A 17,796-nucleotide genomic window follows, 5' to 3' on the forward strand; every position below is an offset into this window, starting at 1 on the left:
GATGAGCCTCGTCTATCAAAAGCGTCTGCGCGGCTGGCGTTTTAAGCTGTTTAATCTGTGCCTGGGTTTTGGGCATGCGCTGGTGATCTTCAATGCCGGCGCGTACATCGCCATGCTGCCCAGAGTGGCCGGCGGCTTGGGTGTGCCGCCCAGTTTTGCGACCTGGACCCAGACTGATTACATGATAGCGCTGGCGCTGGCGTTTCCGGTGGGCGGCTGGTTGGCGCGGCGCTTCGGTGAATACCGGCCCTTCGTTGCGGCTTTCCTGGCGTTTGCCTTGGCCTCTTTCCTCTGCGCCTATTGCACTGCCTTTTACGGCTATCTGGCTGGCCGCATTGTGCTGGGATTTGCCGGCGGCTTGACGCTGCCCTTGGGTCAGGCCTTGTTGTTGAAGGAATATCCCGATAGACGCAAATCGCTAGGTATCGGTATCTGGAGCCTATTCACGTTGACGCCGTTCACTTTTGGCCCGCCTTTGGGTGGTTGGATAGCCGATAACTTGGGTTGGCGCTGGCTGTTTTGGCTCAACATCCCGGCGGCATTGGCGATTGCCGGTATCGTCGGCGCGCTGTTGTATCGGCGCGGTCACCGGCGATCCTGGCAGCGCTTCGATAGCGTGGGTTTTATCTTATCGGTAATGCTGGTGTTTGCTTTGCAGACTTTGTTGAACCAGGGCAACGATTGGGACTGGACCAATTCGGCTTACATCAAAGGCTTAATCGCGTTGATAGGCGCTTTGCTGATGTATTGGGTGGTGTGGGAATTGCACGTGCGCCGGCCATTTTTGGATATTCGCCTGTTTGCGCACCGCAATTTCAGCATTGGCGTATTCATTTTATTCACCGGCTTTCTGTATTTTCAAGGCTTGCTGTCCTTGCTCATCGTACAGTTACAACTGGCGTTCGGCTATTCGTCGTGGGAAGCCGGTTTGGTATTTCTGCCGATGGCTATCTGCGCCAAGCCGATGGCCAGCGTCTTGCACGAGATCGTCAAACGCTGTGATGCCCGGCTGTTGGCGAGTGCGAATTTGCTCGGATTCGCCGCCACCTATTTTTGGCTGAGTCGCTTCGACGATCCGGACTCGTTTGCCCAATTGTTCTGGCCGAAGTTGCTGGAGGGCGCCTGCCTGGGCAGCTTTTTCGTGCCGATGACCGCTTTGCTGCTGCACGGCTTGCCAGCCGAACGGCAATGGCGGGCGCTGGAATTGGCTAATCTGTTGCGGATAGCGGCCGGGGCAATCGGCATTGCCGTGCAAGGCATCGTGCTGTACCGGCGGGCGCCGCAGCATCTGACCCGCTTTGCCGAAAATCACGGCGCGTTTGAATTGTCAGATCATCCTGCCTTGGCAACGCTAAATGCCTTGGGATTTGCAGAGCCGGCGGCGTTGACCAAATATGCCAAGCTGGCCGGACGTGATGCGGTGTTACACGCCATGAACGATGCGTTCTGGATGGCCGGTTGCGTGTTTGTCGGCATGGCGGCGTTGGTCTGGTTTGCGCACCCGACTCGCACCCCGGTGAAAGTCAGTGTCGAGCAGGAACTGCGCCGGGAAACTCAGGAATTACTCGCGGAGGAGGCCTAATGTCTGTACGCCGATTCATTGCACTGGCGTTAATGTTGGGTATTTCGTCAAGTTGCGCCCGGTTCGGTGGAGAAGAAACTACGCGCGCCAGTCTGTTACCCATGCCTGACATGACCAACACCGTTGCTGATGCGCGCGGCAGTTTCGCAAGCAGCGATGCCTGGCCGGCGCCGGATTGGTGGACTGGTTTCGCCAGCCCGGAATTGCAGCGCTTGATAAGCGCGGTGCTGGCCGATAATCCGGATTTGAAGGCCACAGCGGCCCGGTTGCGGCAGTCACAGGCGATGGTCGATGCGCAGGCGGCCGAGCTTTATCCGACGGTAGATGCCAATGTTAGCTTCTCGGCGCAGCGCTTCTCGGCGAACAGCGTGCAAGCCAAACTGGCCGGCGAGAACTTTCGGCAGATGCTGATTAACCCCTTGATCTTGCGTTATCACCTGGACTTTTGGGGACGCGACGCGGCGGCCCTGCAAGGCGCGGTTGGCCGCTCGCTGGCGGCCGCGGCGGAGTTGGCCGATGCGCGGCTGTTACTGGCGTCTGCCGTGGCCAAGGCATATTTCGAGCTGCTGGCTGTCAGCGAAAAGCAAGGCATCGCCGAGAACATCGTCGCCGAGCGGCGGGCCTTGTTGCAATTTGAACAGACACGTTTGGCGACCGGTTTGGCCCCCGACGCACCGCTATTGCAGGCCAGAATAGCCCTTGCTAACGCCGAACAAGGTTTGGCTGCGGCGCGCGCCGACGTGGCGTTAAGTAAAAATTTGTTAGCGGCGCTGGCTGGGAAGGGGCCTGATTGGGGGGCTGGCATCGTTATCGAATCCGATCAGTTTGAGCAAGCGTTAACCCTGCCGGTGGATTTGCCGCTGCATTTACTGGCGCATCGTCCCGATATTAGCGCGGCGCGGCTGCATGCCGAGGCGGCGGCCGAGGAAATCAAGGTGGCCGAGACGGCGTTTTATCCGGACGTCAATCTGGTGGCCTTCACCGGCTTGCACAGCGTCAGCTTGAGCGACGTGTTGTTGCAAGGTTCCAGTCTGGCTTACGCGGTCGGGCCGTCCATCGAGTTTCCGATCTTCGAAGGCGGCCGCCTGCGCGCCAATTTGGCGTATCAAGAGTCTGCTTACGAAGCCGCTGTCGAGCGCTATAACCGCAGCTTGGTGCATGCGGTGCAGGAAGTGGCCGATGCGCTGAGCCGTTGGCGCGAGCTGGATGAGCGCCTGGCGGCACAGAGGCAAAGCTTGGCCGACGCATTAGCCGCTGACAAGCTGGCCGACAGTTTACGCATTCATGGCTTGTCTGATCGCGCCGCGCCGAGTTTGGCTAAATTGGAGGTCTATCAACAACAGTTTCGCTTGGCGGCTCTGGTGGGCGAGCGACACAAAGCCGAGATTAATATCATCAAAGCGCTGGGCGGCGGCTACAGCGACACTAAACCCGCAAAGCCATGACCGCAAACATGCCAAAAAAAATTCGTCCTCGAGAAATTCTGCGCCAACGCCGGCGCCGCTTGCAAGGCGTCACCTTGGCTTTGCTGCTGGCCGGTTTGGCTTATCTGGCTTATTGGTGGCTGGAGCATCGCGACTGGATCGCCACCGACGACGCCTTCGTGGCCGGGCATTTAATTACGTTGAAAACCCAGACTGACGGTACCGTGATCGAAGTATTGGCGGAAAACACCCAGTGCGTGGAAAAAGGCCAGGTCTTGGTTCGGCTGGATGGTGTGCATGCCGGCATTGCCTTGCAGCAGACGCAAGCCGAATTGGCGGAAGCGGTGCGGAATATCGTCAGTTTGCAGGCCAAAGCCGAGACGCTGAAGCAGCGGGCCTTGGTGAAACAAGCTTTGCTGGCACAGGTTGATCATGACTTGGCGCGCTTTAACGCAGCGGCTAAGGATGGGGCGGTTTCCGATCAACAGCTACAAAATGCCCAAGATAAAAGCCACGAACTGCAGGCGGCGATTAAAGAAATTCGCGCCGAACAAAGCAGTATTGAGGCGCAATTGCTGGATTCGGGTATCGATAATCATCCTGCGGTGGAAAAAGCTAAGAGCCGCTTGCGCCAAGCGTTTCTGGATTTTCAGCGCCGAAATCTGGTGGCGCCGGTGTCCGGTTGCGTGGCCAAACGCAAGGTGCAAGTCGGCGATACGCTGAAGGCTGGTGCGCCCTTACTGGCTATCGTGCCGCTCGACGATCTATGGATAGAAGCCAACTTTCTGGAAAGTCAGATCGCTGGGGTCAGGCCGGGGCAAGCGGCCGAAGTGCGCGTGGCGGCGTATGGCGACGAACGGATGTATCACGGCCGGGTGCAAGGCATCAATCCAGGTACCGGCAGCATCTTTGCAGTGTTGCCGACCGATAATGCTACCGGTAATTTCATTCATATCGCCGAGCGTTTGCAGGTGCGTATCGCGCTGGATGCCGCGGAACTCAAGGCCAATCCCTTGCAGCCAGGCTTGTCTACATTAACCCGTATCAACATAGAAAAAGCCGACGGTTTGGTATCGGCATCCGCGGTTACGCTGAATGGCGAGGCTTATCGCACCGATGTTTATGATCGAGAGTTGGAGGGTGCCGAACAGTTGATAGAACAGATTGAGTTGGCCAATCGGCCGCACTAGTTCGGCCGTATTCAGGCGGCTAGCGATTAATTCCCACAAAATTGCTGCAATAAAACGCCGCTACGTGTATCTTTGCCTTCCGGCAAAAATGGCCGGCACTCATAAATCAAACCGGCGACTGCGACAAGGTACGCGCCGCTTCTAAAAATTTAAATGACGGATTAACCATGTGTTTTAGTGCCAATATGTCTTTGGGCCTGGGAGTGGCGGGGCTCGTTGCCTCCACGGTAACCTTCCTGGATAAGGACGAAACCTTTTGGGTGAAACTGGCGAGGGCTTACGCCATTTTTCACTTCTCGTTGATGGAATTTATTCAGTATTTTGCGTATCCGGTAGCCGATCAGTGCGGCTACGGCAGCAATCTTTTTCTAAGCGAATTGTCGTCGGTGCATATCAGCCTGCAAGCCTTTGCGATCATGCCGGCTTTGGCGACGTATTCGTCGGACCCTAAGGCCTTGAAGAAAGCTTTTATTGTCGGCAGCTCTTTGAGCGGTTTGTTTTTGATTTTGACCCGCTTGCCGAACGACTGGCAGCTGTTTGATATTGACCCTAATTTCATCGGCCGGATGAACTCCTGTCTGTTCATGGGCATCTACCACATCGGTTATGCGATCTCCAGCGCCTTTGGTTTGCTGGTGACCCATGGCTCTTTGTTTGCCCTGGCCTTCAGCGCGTTTGTCTGGAAAAACAATTGGCGAATCGGCATCTACCATTGCTTCGGCGCGTTGATGACCTTGTTCATGCCGCAATGGCTGTTTGGCGTCAGTACCGGCGAGGCGGCGGCGATGTATTGTTTTTATTCGATCCCGATCACCGCCAGCTTCATGCCGACATTTAAAAAGTTTTTCTCCGCCCAGTCTGACGATTGGTCAGACGGCGTGCCCGCCAGACAACAATCTTGATCAGTGTGGCAGAGGCACAAGACATTACGCCTCTGCTATTGCCAGGCTTCAATAAACCCTTGATAAAACGCTGGGTCGGCGACGGTAGCGCCGCGCTGACCTACCAACGCCGACGCAAACTCCTGCGCCCGTTTTAGCATCACGGGCATAGGCCAGTGTTCGGCAATCCCCAATAACAAAACTGCTGCAAACGCATCGCCGGCACCGACCGTATCGACTATTTCAATATGGCTTTCGGGGGCGATACCGAACAACTTCCCCGATGAATTCAGCGCCAGAGCACCTTGGCTGCCGCGCGTAAGCACCACGCCTTGTAAATGATACGTCTGCTGCAATAGGCGCATCTTGGTGTCTATGCTCTGCTGGTCAGGCAGCAATAATTCCAATTCTTCATCGTTCAGTTTTAACCAATCCGCGCCGGCTATCCATTCCAAGACCTCATTCGCTTGCCACCAGGGCGCGCGCAGATTGACATCCAGAAACACCGGGCCACTCCAGTTCTGTTGCATATTAAGCAATGTTTGTCTGGAAACCGGGTTTCGTAAAGCCAGACTGCCATGATAGAGCAAGCCCTGTTTGGGGGAATGATGGAACGCCTCGGCATCAATGTAGTCGTAAGCTTGCCGGTCCAGAATCCGGTAGCTGGGTTGCCCGTCTGTTATGCTGACCGCTACGCTGCCTGTTGGGTGAGCAGCGTCTATCTGCATGGCAGATCGCGTCATACCGGTACTTTGCATGGCCGCGAGGATCTCGCGGCCGGCGTCATCTTCCCCCACACGGCTGATAAACAGGGCTGGCCGGCCCAAAGCTTGCAGATGCCAGGCGACATTAAATGGCGCGCCACCGAGGATTCGGCTGCCGTCCGGAAAATTGTCGAATAGTACTTCACCGAATATCGTGAAAAAAGCTGTCTGCATCTGTCTCGCCTCGCCGCAATTGCTGGTTTAGAGCGATCACAATAATCAACGCCTGCGGAAATGACAATGGCGTGTGAACGGCTATGGTCGTTTTCAGGGCGCTTACCGATGTGTGCTGCACTGATGTGGTGCGTAAAGCGGTTTGGGTGATGTGGCGGCGATTTAACTTTTTGATAAATAGACATTAATAAGATTGGCATGTGGATTGCTGAAAGATGATCATGAATATAAATACTTTTTTCGATGAAATGCGTACCTCAACCGGTAGCGTCCGGCGGCTGTATCAACCCTTCGCGGAGTGGTTGAGCAGTACCGATCATGCCCAGTTGATGCAAAAGTCCCGCGAAGCGGAAATGCTGTTTCGGCGGGTGGGTATTACTTTTAATGTCTACGGCGACGAGGCCGGCGCTGAGCGCTTAATTCCATTTGATGTGGTGCCGCGGATTCTGGCCGCGACGGAATGGCGGGTGTTGTCGGCGGGCGTGATTCAGCGAGTCACGGCGCTGAATGCGTTTTTGAACGATCTGTATCACGATCAGGAAATCATCAAAGCCGGTATCGTCCCCGCCAGCATTCTGGAAAACGAGATGTATCGGCCGGAAATGCAGGGCGTGGACGTGCCCGGTGGGATTTATGCACATATCGCCGGCGTCGACATCGTACGTACCGCCGAGAACGAATTTTATGTGCTGGAAGACAATCTGCGCACACCGTCCGGGGTTTCCTACATGCTGGAAGACCGCAAGATGATGATGCGTCTGTTCCCGGAACTGTTTCGCCGTTATGCGGTAGCGCCGGTCGAGCATTATCCGCAGGTGCTATTGAACAATTTGCGGGCGGTGGCGCAGCCCGGTGTTTACGATCCGACTGTGGTGTTGTTGACTCCTGGCGCCTATAACAGTGCGTATTTCGAACATGCGTTTCTGGCGCAGCAAATGGGTATAGAGCTGGTAGAGGGCCAGGACTTGTTTTGCAAGGACAATGGAGTGTTCATGCGCACCACGGAAGGCCCAAAGCGCATTGACGTGATTTATCGGCGCATCGACGACGATTTTCTCGATCCGCTGGCGTTTCGCGAAGATTCGATGCTCGGTGTGCCGGGCTTGGTCTCGGTGTATCGCAATGGGGGCGTCACGCTGGCTAACGCGATTGGCACGGGAGTGGCAGACGACAAAGCTACCTACACCTATGTACCGGAGATGGTGCGTTTTTATCTGGGCGAGGAGCCTATTTTGTCCAATGTGCCCACGTATAAACTGGAAAATCCCGACGATTTGAAATATGTGTTGGCGCATCTGGAGGAACTGGTGGTCAAGGAAGTGCAGGGTTCCGGCGGTTATGGCATGTTGGTGGGACCAACGTCCTCCAAACAGCAGATCGAGGATTTTCGGGCGCGGATTTTGGCCGAACCTGACAATTACATCGCCCAACCGACTCTGGCTTTGTCGACTTGTCCGACTTTGGTTGAACAAGGGGTGGCGCCGCGCCATGTGGACTTGCGACCGTTTGTGTTGTCCGGCAAAACCACCACGCTGGTGCCGGGAGGCTTATGCCGAGTAGCGATGCGGGAAGGTTCGCTGGTGGTGAACTCCTCGCAGGGCGGCGGCACTAAGGACACTTGGGTATTGCACGGAGACTCAACATGCTAAGCCGCACCGCCGACCATCTTTACTGGATGGCCCGTTATATCGAGCGCGCCGAGAATATGGCGCGGGTGCTGGACGTGACTTATCGGATGTCACTGGTCGCCAATAGCGCCTACGACGAAGCCGCACGCTGGAAACCCCCGGTGCAGATTGCCGACGATATCGAGGCTTTCGAGAAAAACTACTCCGGCTACACTGCTGTCAATGTGATTCAGTTCATGGCTTTGGATGAGCGTAACCCTTCCAGCATCGTCAGTGCTCTTAACTCGGCGCGCGAAAACGCGCGTGCCGTCCGAGTGGCGATGTCTTCGGAAATGTGGGAGACCGTCAATGCCTTATGGTTGGAACTTAGGCAACGGATTCGACAAGGTTTACGAGAAGCAGAGATCAGCGAATTTTGCGATTGGGTGAAATCGCGTTCGCACCTGTTTCGCGGTGTTACCTTCGGCACCATGTTGCGCGATGACAGTTACAAGTTTGTGCGTTTGGGCAGCTTTGTCGAACGGGCCGACAATACCGCCCGGCTGCTGGATGCCAAGTATCAATTGCTGTTGCCGGCCGTGGAAGCTCCCGAGGGTCAGGTCGATTATTACGAATGGAGTTCCTTGCTGCGTTCGGTATCGGCATTCGAGGCCTATCAAAAAGTATTTCGAGATACCATCGAGCCCTGGAAAGTGGCCGAGCTATTGGTGTTACGCGACGACATGCCGCGCTCTTTGCATGCCTGCTACGACGAACTAGCGCCTATCCTGGAGCAACTGTGTCGGCAGCGGGGCCGGGAGTGTCTGCGCTTGGCCGGCGAAAATCATGCGCGGCTGCATTACGGGCGGATGGCCGACATTTTTAAGACGGGCTTGCATCAGTTTTTGCAGGATTTCATTTTGCGTAACAACGCGCTCGGCGTTGAAATTCAGCGGGCCTTTCTTAATGGACCGGAATAAGTCCTTGTGTAAACAGTGTATTGCTGCACCGACTGTTTAAGCAAAATTTTGGCGATTCAGCCTAGCGGACAAATAGAGTTAGAGGAAAACGGATGATAAATTCACTGATCCACCCCAAGCAGGGCGACAAGGCCAATTCGCCCTGGTTTGACGAGTTTCTGGTCAAGTTGCTGGAAAACCGGGATCGAACCGGCCTGACCGAAATGATCCGCGAAATCGATGCGTTAATGTTGACGGTGGAGCCAGGCTGTTCGGCGGCCTATGTCAGCGAATTGGCCTTGATGACGCCTTACCACTATCTGGTCACTTTACAGTCCGAGAGCCATTGGACTCACGTGCTGCGGATTGATATGAATTCGCCGGACTTGTTGGTGCGGGAAGTGCGTGCACCCGGTCGGGCTGACATTTTCCGCAGTCTGAACGAGGTGTATCCGATTGGTGCCCACAAGCCTAACTCGCGCTATATGGGCGAAATTTTCCGGGTCAGCAATTTGCACGAAGTGGTCGAGCAGCAAAAAGCCAGGGAAATCCGCTTTTTTAACCAGGATCAAATTCGCAAACTGGAATTGCCCGGCAATATGGCCATCGTCAAACCGTCGCCGTATACTCACAACATCGTGGCTTACTGGGAAAGGCCGCCGGAGGACATCAGAGTATATGCCTTGGGAAATAGCATTATCCTTGACGAAGTGAATCGCGGCTACCTGCAAGCCAAGGAGATTCAGGAAGAATTAGGGCTGGATAAACTGATCCGCCCCATCGATCATTTAGCTACCCGGGTTTACAGCCAGAATCGGGAAGTGGCGATTTTGGAATATTTGACGCTCTCCAGTTATTACTATTGGGGGTCCTACGATATTGCCAATCAGAATTCTTCGACCAACGTCACCAAAAGCATTCATTATCCCGAGGAACGCATTAGTCCGGCCAAAGTGTTTACCGCTGCCAATCATCCGTATTTTGTCAATCATCTGGTGGGCTTGCCGTCACCGACCGAGAGTTTCGTGCGCAACTATGGACCGCGCTTGCATCATGTGGCTTTGGAAGTAGCGGACGGTGAGATCAACGGCCAGGCCAATATCGATTATGTAGTGCAGGCTATCCGGGCCAGAGGTAAGGACTTTCTGCTGGATGTCATCGGTTCACGCGAAGAAGGCTTGAAGCAAATATTTTCCAGCGCTTCCGAGCATTCGTCGTTGATTGTGGAGTACGTGCAGCGTTTTGGTAATTTTGATGGTTTCTTTACAAAGCAGAATGTTGCTGAATTAACGCATGCCGCTGGGGTAGAGGAAAATCTACGTTTGTTACAGGCAGAGAGTGAAGCAGCCAGTCCGGTGTCAGCATGAGTATCAGAGTAGCGATTAATCACAAAACCAGTTACCACTACGATCATCCGGTCCAATTGGGTCCGCACGTATTGCGGCTAAGGCCGGCTTCGCACTCGCGGACGGCGGTCAGTGCCTATTCATTGACCATTAAGCCGGATAAGCACTTCATTAACTGGCAGCAGGACCCGTTTGGCAATTATCTGGCGCGCTTGGTGTTTCCGGAAAAAACCACCGAATTTTCGATAGAAGTGGATCTGATTGCCGATATGACGGTGATCAACCCCTTCGATTTTTTTCTGGAAGAGTACGCCGAACATTATCCGTTTTCCTATCCGGAGCAATTGGCCAAGGAGCTGGCGCCTTACCTGGAAATTCGCGAGCAGGGGCCTTTGCTCAAAGGTTTTCTGGCCGGCTTGAAGCGGGATAAGCAAGGCATCGTCGATTTTCTGGTGAGTATCAATCAAGCCGTGAATCAGGTCGTCAACTATGCGATCCGGATGGAACCGGGCGTGCAAAGTTGCGAGGAAACCCTGGAAAAAAAGTTGGGTTCCTGTCGAGATTCCGGTTGGTTACTGGTGCAGGTATTGCGGCACATGGGTTTGGCCGCGCGCTTTGTATCGGGGTATTTGGTGCAGTTGGTGGCGGATGTGAAATCGCTGGACGGCCCGTCGGGCACCGACCACGATTTCACCGATCTGCACGCCTGGGCCGAGGTGTATATTCCCGGCGCTGGCTGGATAGGTATGGATCCGACGTCCGGACTGTTTGCCGGAGAGGGCCATATTCCCTTAGCCTGTACCGCGGATTATGTCAGTGCGGCGCCGGTCAGCGGCGGCTTTATCGGTAAGGCCGAGACTACCTTCGATTTTTCCAATCGTGTCAGCCGTATCCATGAAGACCCACGGGTTACCAAACCATACACCGATAAGCAATGGACCGACATTGAGCGTCTGGGCGAAAAGGTCGATGCCGAGCTGAAAGCCGGGGATGTGCGCTTAACCATGGGCGGCGAGCCCACTTTTGTGTCCATCGATAACATGGATGCGCCGGAATGGAACACCGATGCTGACGGCGAGGAAAAGCGCAAGTTGGCCGGAAAATTGGTCAGACGTTTGCGCGACAGCTTTGCGCCGGGCGGGCTGTTGTATTTCGGGCAGGGCAAATGGTATCCGGGCGAGCCGTTGCCGCGCTGGCAGTTGGCGTGTTTCTGGCGCAAGGACGGCAAACCGATTTGGAAAAATCCGGCCCTATTGGCGGATGAGACCCGTGATTATGGATTCGATCTCAAGCATGCGGATGCATTTATCCGTGATTTGGTGAAACGGCTGGGCGTGGCTGGCGAGTTCATTCTGCCTGGTTTCGAGGATCCTCTTTACTACCTGTTACAGGAGGGATTGGTACCGAAAAACCTGGATCCTTTGCAAGTCGATTTGAAAGACGACTTAGAGCGTCAGCGCTTGGCCAAATTGCTCAGCGCGGATCTCGGCGCGCCGGTCGGCTATGTGTTGCCGCTGCATTGGAGCTATCAGGCCGGTTCTTGGAACAGCAGTGCTTGGGAATTCCGCCGCGGGGCGATGTTCCTGGTGCCGGGCGATTCGGCGATGGGTTTGCGTTTACCTCTGAACTGTTTGCCTTGGGTGCCGTTCGAAAAGCGCGATCACCCCCATGAACGTAGCCTGTATGAACCGGTGGAGCCTCTGGGCGATATTGATTCGGAAGTTAGCCGTCGTTACAGTCAAATGGCCAAGCAGGGACTACATCCGACCGAAATGGACGCAGCCGATGATGAGAGGCCGCACGATCCGGAATGGGTGCCGCATACCGCTTTGTCGGTTCAGGCCCGTGAAGGTCGTTTATTTGTATTTGTGCCGCCCACGACCGAGTTGGAACACTACCTGGACATTATCGCGTCGGTGGAAGCTACGGCAGCGGCTTTGAAAATGCCGGTGGTAATAGAGGGGTATCAGCCGCCCCACGATTTGCGTCTGACCCGTTTGCCGGTGACGCCCGATCCTGGCGTGATAGAGGTGAATATTCATCCTGCCGCCAGTTGGAAAGAGCTGGTGCACAACACCACCACTTTGTACGAGCTGGCCCGGTTGACCCGGCTCGGCACCGAGAAATTCATGCTGGATGGCCGGCATACCGGGACCGGTGGCGGTAATCATGTGACCTTGGGCGGCATTACGCCCGCCGATAGTCCGATTTTGCGGCGACCGGATTTGTTGCGCAGCTTGGTCACGTATTGGCAGCATCACCCAGCCTTGTCCTATTTGTTTTCCGGCTTGTTTATTGGTCCAACCAGCCAGGCGCCGCGCGTCGATGAAGCGCGCAATGACAGCCTGTACGAGCTGGAAATTGCCTTTCAACAGATGCCGGAGGGCGAAGTGGCCGCGCCGTGGCTGGTCGATAGGCTGTTCCGCAATTTGTTGGTGGATATGACCGGCAATACGCATCGTAGCGAGTTTTGTATCGACAAACTGTATGCGCCGGGTACCGATGCTGGACGGCTTGGGCTCCTGGAGTTGCGTGCGTTCGAAATGCCGCCGCACGCACGAATGAGTTTGATGCAAATGCTGTTGCTGCGAACCCTGGTAGCTTGGTTTTGGCGCGAGCCCTACAAGAAGCCTTTGGTGCGCTGGGGGACGCAATTGCATGACCGGTTTATGTTGCCGCATTTCATTGCCAGCGATATTTACGATGTGGCGCGCGATCTGCAAGCTGCGGGTTATGAATTCAAGACGGAATGGTTCGCGCCGTTTTTGGAATTCCGGTTTCCTAGAATCGGTAGTCTGCGGGTTAACGATCTGCAATTGGATCTGTATCAGGCTATTGAGCCGTGGCACGTGTTAGGCGAAGAAATCACCAGCAGCGGCACCGCCCGTTATGTCGACTCCTCGGTGGAGCGCTTGCAGGTGTCGCTGACTGGAGCGATGGGTGAACGCTATGCCTTAACCTGTAATGGTCGCAGGGTGCCGTTAAAGGCCACCGGCAAGCAAGGAGAGCTGGTGGCGGGTATCCGTTATCGGGCTTGGAACCCGCCGTCGGCTTTGCATCCCTCTATCGGTGTCCAGGCGCCGCTGGTATTCGATTTGGTTGATACCTGGAACGGTCGGTCTATCGGCGGTTGTACGTATCATGTTTCTCACCCCGGCGGCCGCAACTACGACACGCTGCCAGTTAATGCTTACGAGGCTGAAGGACGCAGGGTTAGTCGTTTTTGGCAGCACGGGCATACGCCGACCGAAACCGTGTTGGAATTACCGAGTGAGGAGTTCAATAAAGATTATCCGTTTACGCTGGATTTACGTTGGAATGCGAGCTAGATAGAACGAGGAAATTAAAAAACCTAATCAGCGAGTGTCGGTTTTTTTTACAATTTAGCTTGAAATTGACTCGATTTGCTATACCATCCTTACCTGCGGAACGAGACAAAGTGGCTATAGCTATTTGAACTTGTTATGAATATTTGTTTATAGGGTGGGGTGTATCTTGAATCGACAGAAGCAGTCTTTCGATCATTGTTTCGAGGTATTTTTAGCTGATACGCCGGAAAGTAAAAAAATTCATTATCAACTCAGATACCGGGTTTATTGCGATGAAATGGGCTTTGACGATACGGAGCAGTTTCCGGCGCAGCAAGAAATCGATGAATGGGATAAAAGCGCAGTTCATTTTTTAGTCAGGCATAAATATACTCAGCAGTGGTTGGGCGGGCTGAGGATGGTCATGCCCAAAGGTCACGTTTTTCCGTTTCAAGAAAGCAGTAGTTCACATCAACGGCTACCAAACGGCAGATACAAAAATTCCGTTGAAATTTCCAGGCTATGCGTTATTAAGGAAGCAAGGCGCTTTGCTTTTAGAAACTCGGCTGTAGAGGTAGCTGAAGAAAATCGCAAAATTAGTTTTCTGCACGATTACCGCAATATCAATAGAGACATAATGTGGGGGCTGTATCGAGCCGCGGCGGTTTATTCCGTCCAGCAGGGCATTAAACATTGGTATATGTTAGCCGATCCGGCACTGGCGTACAGTATTAAGAAACAAGGCTTAGATATACAGCAACTGGGCGATGCTAGTCGTCAAAGTGCACGTCTGCTGTATTATTTGAATACAAAGCAAGTGCTGGAAAACTCTTTATGGTTTGAGGGTTACCGACACGATTTTCGCTTATATTCGGATATTGCAACTGACGTTCCTGTCGATATGAGGGGGCGCCAGGTAAAGCAAATCGGCGTTATTTCTTATGTGTCGAGAATCTGATTTATCTGTTTAAATCCGCCGCGTAAAACCCTAGCCTGCAATTATCAACCGTTCTCGCTGGTAGGCCTTCTATGTCAATTCTGGTGTTCATCAGTATGATTACGCAGCAAAGCTTGCAGTCCGTATTTTTCAAATAAACCGTACAAGGTTGGCCTGGTAACACCCAATAATTTAGCTGCTTCTGATATGTTATTGTCTGCGTAGGTCAGTGCGCGTTTGATGGCGATGGTTTCTGCCGCTTCTCGTACCGACTTGAGATTCAGCGGCATGGACTTGTCGCTATCGGTACCAATTTCCAGCTCTTCGGCGGTGACGAAATTGTTGTCGGATAAAATGACCGCACGTTTGATTTTGTTCTCCATCTCCCGAATGTTGCCAGGCCAGTTATAAGCTTCAAGAGCACGAGCGGCGTCGTGGGAAAAATGTTTTTCTTTGGAGTTGTTTTCGCGGCAATAGCGCTGTAGCAAAGCATTAGCTATCGTAATAATATCGCCTTCGCGTTCGCGTAGTGGGGGAATGTCAACGACAATCTCACTGAGCCTGTAATATAAGTCGCCCCGGAAATTACCTTGCGCAATGAGGTCGGGTAAATGGCGATGTGTTGCACATATAATGCGCACATCCACGGCAATTTCCTTTCTACCCCCTAACCGTTCTATGACCCGTTCCTGGATAAATCGCAGCAATTTTGCTTGCAAGGCAAAAGGGAGGTCGCCGATTTCGTCTAAAAAGAATGTGCCGCCCTGCGCATATTCGATTTTGCCTTTGGTTTGCGCGACTGCGCCGGTGAATGCACCTTTCTCGTAGCCAAATAATTCACTCTCTAACAATGTTTCTGGTATGGCCGCGCAGTTTACCGCTACAAACGGTTGTGAGGCGCGTGTGCTCAGGCGATGTAAGGCTTTTGCCAATAGCTCTTTACCGGTGCCGCTTTCGCCGATTAGTAAAACGGTTGCTTGAGTCGGTGCAATTTTTTCAATCATCCGCATGACCGCCTGCATTTGCGGACTGGTGGCGATCACGCCGGTCAGGGGCTTTTGTTGCTGCAATATTTGGTAGTCGCGCTCCAATGCGTCAAGTTGAAACGCTCTTTCTATAATCAGGCCCAAGACGTCCGGGTCTACCGGCTTTTGATAAAAGTCATAAGCACCTAAGGCTACTGCATGAATCGCATTTGCGCGATCATCATTGCCGGTTACCACGATTATCTTGGTGGCAGGTGCTAATGCGAGAATTTCCTTGAGAGTGGCGAGTCCTTCAGTGGCGTTGGTGGGGTCGGGCGGTAAACCAAGATCCAAGGTAACGACGCTTGGCGTATATCGTCTAAGTGCAGCTATTGCTTCGTCTCTATTACTTGCTATTACTACTTCGTATTGCTCGAAGGCCCATTTCAGTTGTTTTTGTAAGCCTAGGTCGTCCTCGATAACTAACAGTACTTTAGAAGTGATCATTATTTCCTTGATTTGCGGAAACTCGCTGAGCTAATGGTAATTGGATGGTGAAAGCAGTGCCGCGGCCTGGATTGCTATCGACCCGGATATTTCCAGACTGCTTTAGAATGTAATCGCGGGCTTCGTAGGCGCCGATGCCCATTCCGGCATTGCCTTTTGTCGTATCGAACGGCTTGAATAGGCGTTCCGCAATGAACTGTTGGTCCATACCTATACCGTTATCGATAATTCTGATGACAGCATAGTCTTGGTTTTTTGTTAATTCAAGCTTAACCCATCCATCGCTTGTCGCTATGGCGTCTTGGGCGTTTTGCACTAAATTCGTCAAGATATTGGTCAGTTTGATTTTGTCGGCCGTCACGAAGCACTCGCTGAGTGTTGTGTCCATCTGCAACGGCGGAGTGCCGAGATGTTGTTGCTCGATGTTTTTAACCAATTCCACCAGATTGATGAAGGTATTGGCTGTAGTTGTGTTGGTCTCACCTTGTTTTAACTGTTCGACAATATGGTGCATTTTTTTGACCACATTATTTAGCGTGTCTATGGTATCGTCGAAGAAGTCCGGGTTATGTTTGTGCTTTTCCGCGTTTTTTACTATCAAGGAGATCTGGGCTACCAGATTTTTGAGGTCATGTACCAAATATGCTGAAAGGCGGTGATAAGTTTCAAATTGACGATTATTGGCGAGTTCTTCACTTGTCCGGTTCAAAGCGAGGGCGTTGGCAAGTTGCATTCCCACTGTTTTTAAAAGATCGTGGTCTTCCCAGTCAAGTTTTCGTGGTGCGCGCGCCTGCGTTAACACCACAAAAGCTTCAAGTTTGTTTAGGTGAAATAGCGGCACTATCAGCCACACTTGGCTATCTTCGTAGCACCACGGCGATAGATCTATGTCGTCGTATACTTCCGGAGCATGAGCTAGTTCGAAAAAATCGATGACCCATTGCTTGTTCGCTAAATATTGAGGCAGGTCGCCGATGTTGTGGAGATATTCAATTTCTTGTGGAGTGAGTTTGAGGTTTTGTTCTGCAGCTAGAAAAAATTGGCCTTGATCGTTTTTTAACCACAAACCGCCTCCTGCGCTTTCTACTAGGTCCGTTAAAGTAGTTATGATGAATCCTTTCAGTTCCTCAAGCGACTCAAGTTTTGCCAATGATTTGCTGATTTTGAGCCACTCTTCGCGGTAATCGTAGCTGTAGTGGAAAAAGTGCTTACTAAAATACACCTTGGAGATCGCTCGTATTTTTCCAGATGTAAACGGGATAATCAGCAGGAGAATGGCGAGGAAAATAAACAGAGTTTGTGCAGCCTCACCCCATTCGGTATTTGCGCGTTTGATATAAAAACCGGCAAACGACATAAGGATTAAATAGATGCCGCAACCGAGGAGAATCGTTGAGTAAAAAATAGTTTTGCGAGGTGTTGTCAGTTCCGTACTTTGGCTGTTAAGCTTTAGTCGGGTCAATGTGACTGCTAAAAGTGGTGTCATGAGTGCGTTAATTACGCCGCGTGACTGCCAGAGCTCGAAGTCCAGGCTGCTGAATAGCAGTGATTTGCTGTAAACGAGCAAATCGAATGCGAATAGCGAGCCAAGGCTTATACACAGAAATTTGAGATTCCACCTTTGCTTCAGGGGGGTGCTGCGATAAAGCTGCTCAACCAGGATGAGGCCAAATACAGCGGATACAACGTGCGATGCGAAACGAGGATCGACGTTTAGATGTTCTCGGATTAGGGTTAGGTAGGCGGGAAAGATCTCAATACCTAAAACTAGCGCGATAGTTAGGGTAGCGGCCACGCTAACATTCGACTTAAATATTTGCTTGTGATCGTTGTATATCTGTTTGGACAGCAGTGTTCCAAGTTGAAGAAACCAAGATGCATTCCGGAGAGTTTCGTACGGTAGCGTGTCAGCGAAGAAGAAATGGCTATTTTTTGTGGCGATTATCACGCTTGTGCACCATGCTAACGAGCACAAAACTGCTATTATGAAAGGCAGATGCCAGTTTTTCCTAAAGCAAGCGTATAAAAGTAAAAAACCATAAGCGATGGCTGCGCTCAAGTAGCTGTAATAAATGTAGCTTTGCATTTAGCGTCGATGTTTAAGTGTTTTTTCAATACGTATAATCATTATACGACCTTATAAGCAGTAGGC

12 protein-coding genes are annotated in these 17,796 nt (G+C 52.6%); 9 read left to right on the top strand and 3 right to left on the bottom strand.

The features are described from left to right. Position 1: 1 nt before the first annotated feature. The 4 genes from CWO84_RS19695 (at position 2) to CWO84_RS19710 (ending at position 5,098) form a co-directional block, all read left to right on the top strand. The gene (locus CWO84_RS19695) at positions 2 to 1,582 is read left to right on the top strand and encodes a DHA2 family efflux MFS transporter permease subunit (protein WP_101054717.1); all 1,581 of its coding nucleotides are present in this window, start codon (positions 2 to 4) and stop codon (positions 1,580 to 1,582) included. Beyond that, the gene (locus CWO84_RS19700; protein ID WP_033155705.1) at positions 1,582 to 3,027 is read left to right on the top strand and encodes an efflux transporter outer membrane subunit; all 1,446 of its coding nucleotides are present in this window, start codon (positions 1,582 to 1,584) and stop codon (positions 3,025 to 3,027) included. Before CWO84_RS19695 ends, CWO84_RS19700 begins: the two co-directional genes overlap by 1 nt. Before the next feature lie 8 nt (positions 3,028 to 3,035). After that, a complete protein-coding gene (locus tag CWO84_RS19705) occupies positions 3,036 to 4,196 on the top strand; it encodes an efflux RND transporter periplasmic adaptor subunit (protein ID WP_225892902.1) in 1,161 nt (386 codons plus the stop codon). A 167-nt stretch (positions 4,197 to 4,363) separates the two neighbouring features. After that, positions 4,364 to 5,098: a DUF5765 domain-containing protein gene (locus tag CWO84_RS19710; protein WP_033155703.1), complete on the top strand. Its 735-nt coding sequence runs from the start codon at positions 4,364 to 4,366 to the stop codon at positions 5,096 to 5,098. Positions 5,099 to 5,133: 35 nt separating this feature from the next. Here the strand turns inward: CWO84_RS19710 and CWO84_RS19715 are convergent, their stop codons facing one another. Next, complete coding sequence (locus CWO84_RS19715; RefSeq protein WP_033155702.1) at positions 5,134 to 6,015, bottom strand: PfkB family carbohydrate kinase; 882 nt, start codon at positions 6,013 to 6,015, stop codon at positions 5,134 to 5,136. Between the two features lie 215 nt (positions 6,016 to 6,230). Between CWO84_RS19715 and CWO84_RS19720 the strand changes: the two genes are divergently transcribed. From CWO84_RS19720 to CWO84_RS19740, 5 genes are all read left to right on the top strand, one after another. Beyond that, the gene (locus CWO84_RS19720) at positions 6,231 to 7,664 is read left to right on the top strand and encodes a circularly permuted type 2 ATP-grasp protein (RefSeq protein WP_033155701.1); all 1,434 of its coding nucleotides are present in this window, start codon (positions 6,231 to 6,233) and stop codon (positions 7,662 to 7,664) included. Further along, on the top strand, positions 7,658 to 8,602 hold the full coding sequence (locus tag CWO84_RS19725; protein ID WP_033155700.1) for an alpha-E domain-containing protein: 945 nt from the start codon (positions 7,658 to 7,660) through the stop codon (positions 8,600 to 8,602). The genes CWO84_RS19720 and CWO84_RS19725 overlap by 7 nt, the downstream gene beginning before the upstream one ends. A gap of 92 nt (positions 8,603 to 8,694) precedes the next feature. Further along, positions 8,695 to 9,948, top strand: a complete 1,254-nt coding sequence (locus CWO84_RS19730) for a hypothetical protein (protein WP_033155699.1) — start codon at positions 8,695 to 8,697, stop codon at positions 9,946 to 9,948. Next, positions 9,945 to 13,256 carry a transglutaminase family protein gene (locus CWO84_RS19735; RefSeq protein ID WP_033155698.1) on the top strand — a complete coding sequence of 1,104 codons (3,312 nt, stop codon included), beginning with the start codon at positions 9,945 to 9,947 and terminating at the stop codon, positions 13,254 to 13,256. The genes CWO84_RS19730 and CWO84_RS19735 overlap by 4 nt, the downstream gene beginning before the upstream one ends. 166 nt (positions 13,257 to 13,422) lie before the next feature. Continuing rightward, the gene (locus CWO84_RS19740; RefSeq protein WP_033155697.1) at positions 13,423 to 14,193 is read left to right on the top strand and encodes a PEP-CTERM/exosortase system-associated acyltransferase; all 771 of its coding nucleotides are present in this window, start codon (positions 13,423 to 13,425) and stop codon (positions 14,191 to 14,193) included. Positions 14,194 to 14,267: 74 nt separating this feature from the next. On the opposite strand, the gene prsR is transcribed toward CWO84_RS19740, so the two are convergent. Further along, positions 14,268 to 15,644, bottom strand: coding sequence for a PEP-CTERM-box response regulator transcription factor (gene prsR, locus CWO84_RS19745; protein ID WP_033155696.1), 1,377 nt, complete (start codon positions 15,642 to 15,644; stop codon positions 14,268 to 14,270). Continuing rightward, positions 15,631 to 17,730 (bottom strand): XrtA/PEP-CTERM system histidine kinase PrsK, encoded by a 2,100-nt coding sequence (gene prsK / locus CWO84_RS19750; protein WP_033155695.1) that lies wholly within the window; start codon positions 17,728 to 17,730, stop codon positions 15,631 to 15,633. The genes prsR and prsK overlap by 14 nt, the downstream gene beginning before the upstream one ends. Positions 17,731 to 17,796 lie beyond the last annotated feature (66 nt).

Source organism: Methylomonas sp. Kb3 (assembly GCF_002834115.1).
GTDB lineage: Bacteria > Pseudomonadota > Gammaproteobacteria > Methylococcales > Methylomonadaceae > Methylomonas > Methylomonas defluvii.

Excerpts from the sequence above, each read along its gene's own strand:
- CWO84_RS19715 (WP_033155702.1), bottom strand. The coding sequence starts at position 6,015 with ATGCAGACAGCTTTTTTCACGATATTCGGTGAAGTACTATTCGACAAT.
- CWO84_RS19695 (WP_101054717.1), top strand. The coding sequence starts at position 2 with ATGAGCCTCGTCTATCAAAAGCGTCTGCGCGGCTGGCGTTTTAAGCTG.
- CWO84_RS19725 (WP_033155700.1), top strand. The coding sequence starts at position 7,658 with ATGCTAAGCCGCACCGCCGACCATCTTTACTGGATGGCCCGTTATATC.
- CWO84_RS19735 (WP_033155698.1), top strand. The coding sequence starts at position 9,945 with ATGAGTATCAGAGTAGCGATTAATCACAAAACCAGTTACCACTACGAT.
- prsR (WP_033155696.1), bottom strand. The coding sequence starts at position 15,644 with ATGATCACTTCTAAAGTACTGTTAGTTATCGAGGACGACCTAGGCTTA.
- CWO84_RS19720 (WP_033155701.1), top strand. The coding sequence starts at position 6,231 with ATGATCATGAATATAAATACTTTTTTCGATGAAATGCGTACCTCAACC.
- CWO84_RS19730 (WP_033155699.1), top strand. The coding sequence starts at position 8,695 with ATGATAAATTCACTGATCCACCCCAAGCAGGGCGACAAGGCCAATTCG.
- CWO84_RS19700 (WP_033155705.1), top strand. The coding sequence starts at position 1,582 with ATGTCTGTACGCCGATTCATTGCACTGGCGTTAATGTTGGGTATTTCG.
- CWO84_RS19705 (WP_225892902.1), top strand. The coding sequence starts at position 3,036 with ATGCCAAAAAAAATTCGTCCTCGAGAAATTCTGCGCCAACGCCGGCGC.
- CWO84_RS19710 (WP_033155703.1), top strand. The coding sequence starts at position 4,364 with ATGTGTTTTAGTGCCAATATGTCTTTGGGCCTGGGAGTGGCGGGGCTC.
- prsK (WP_033155695.1), bottom strand. The coding sequence starts at position 17,730 with ATGCAAAGCTACATTTATTACAGCTACTTGAGCGCAGCCATCGCTTAT.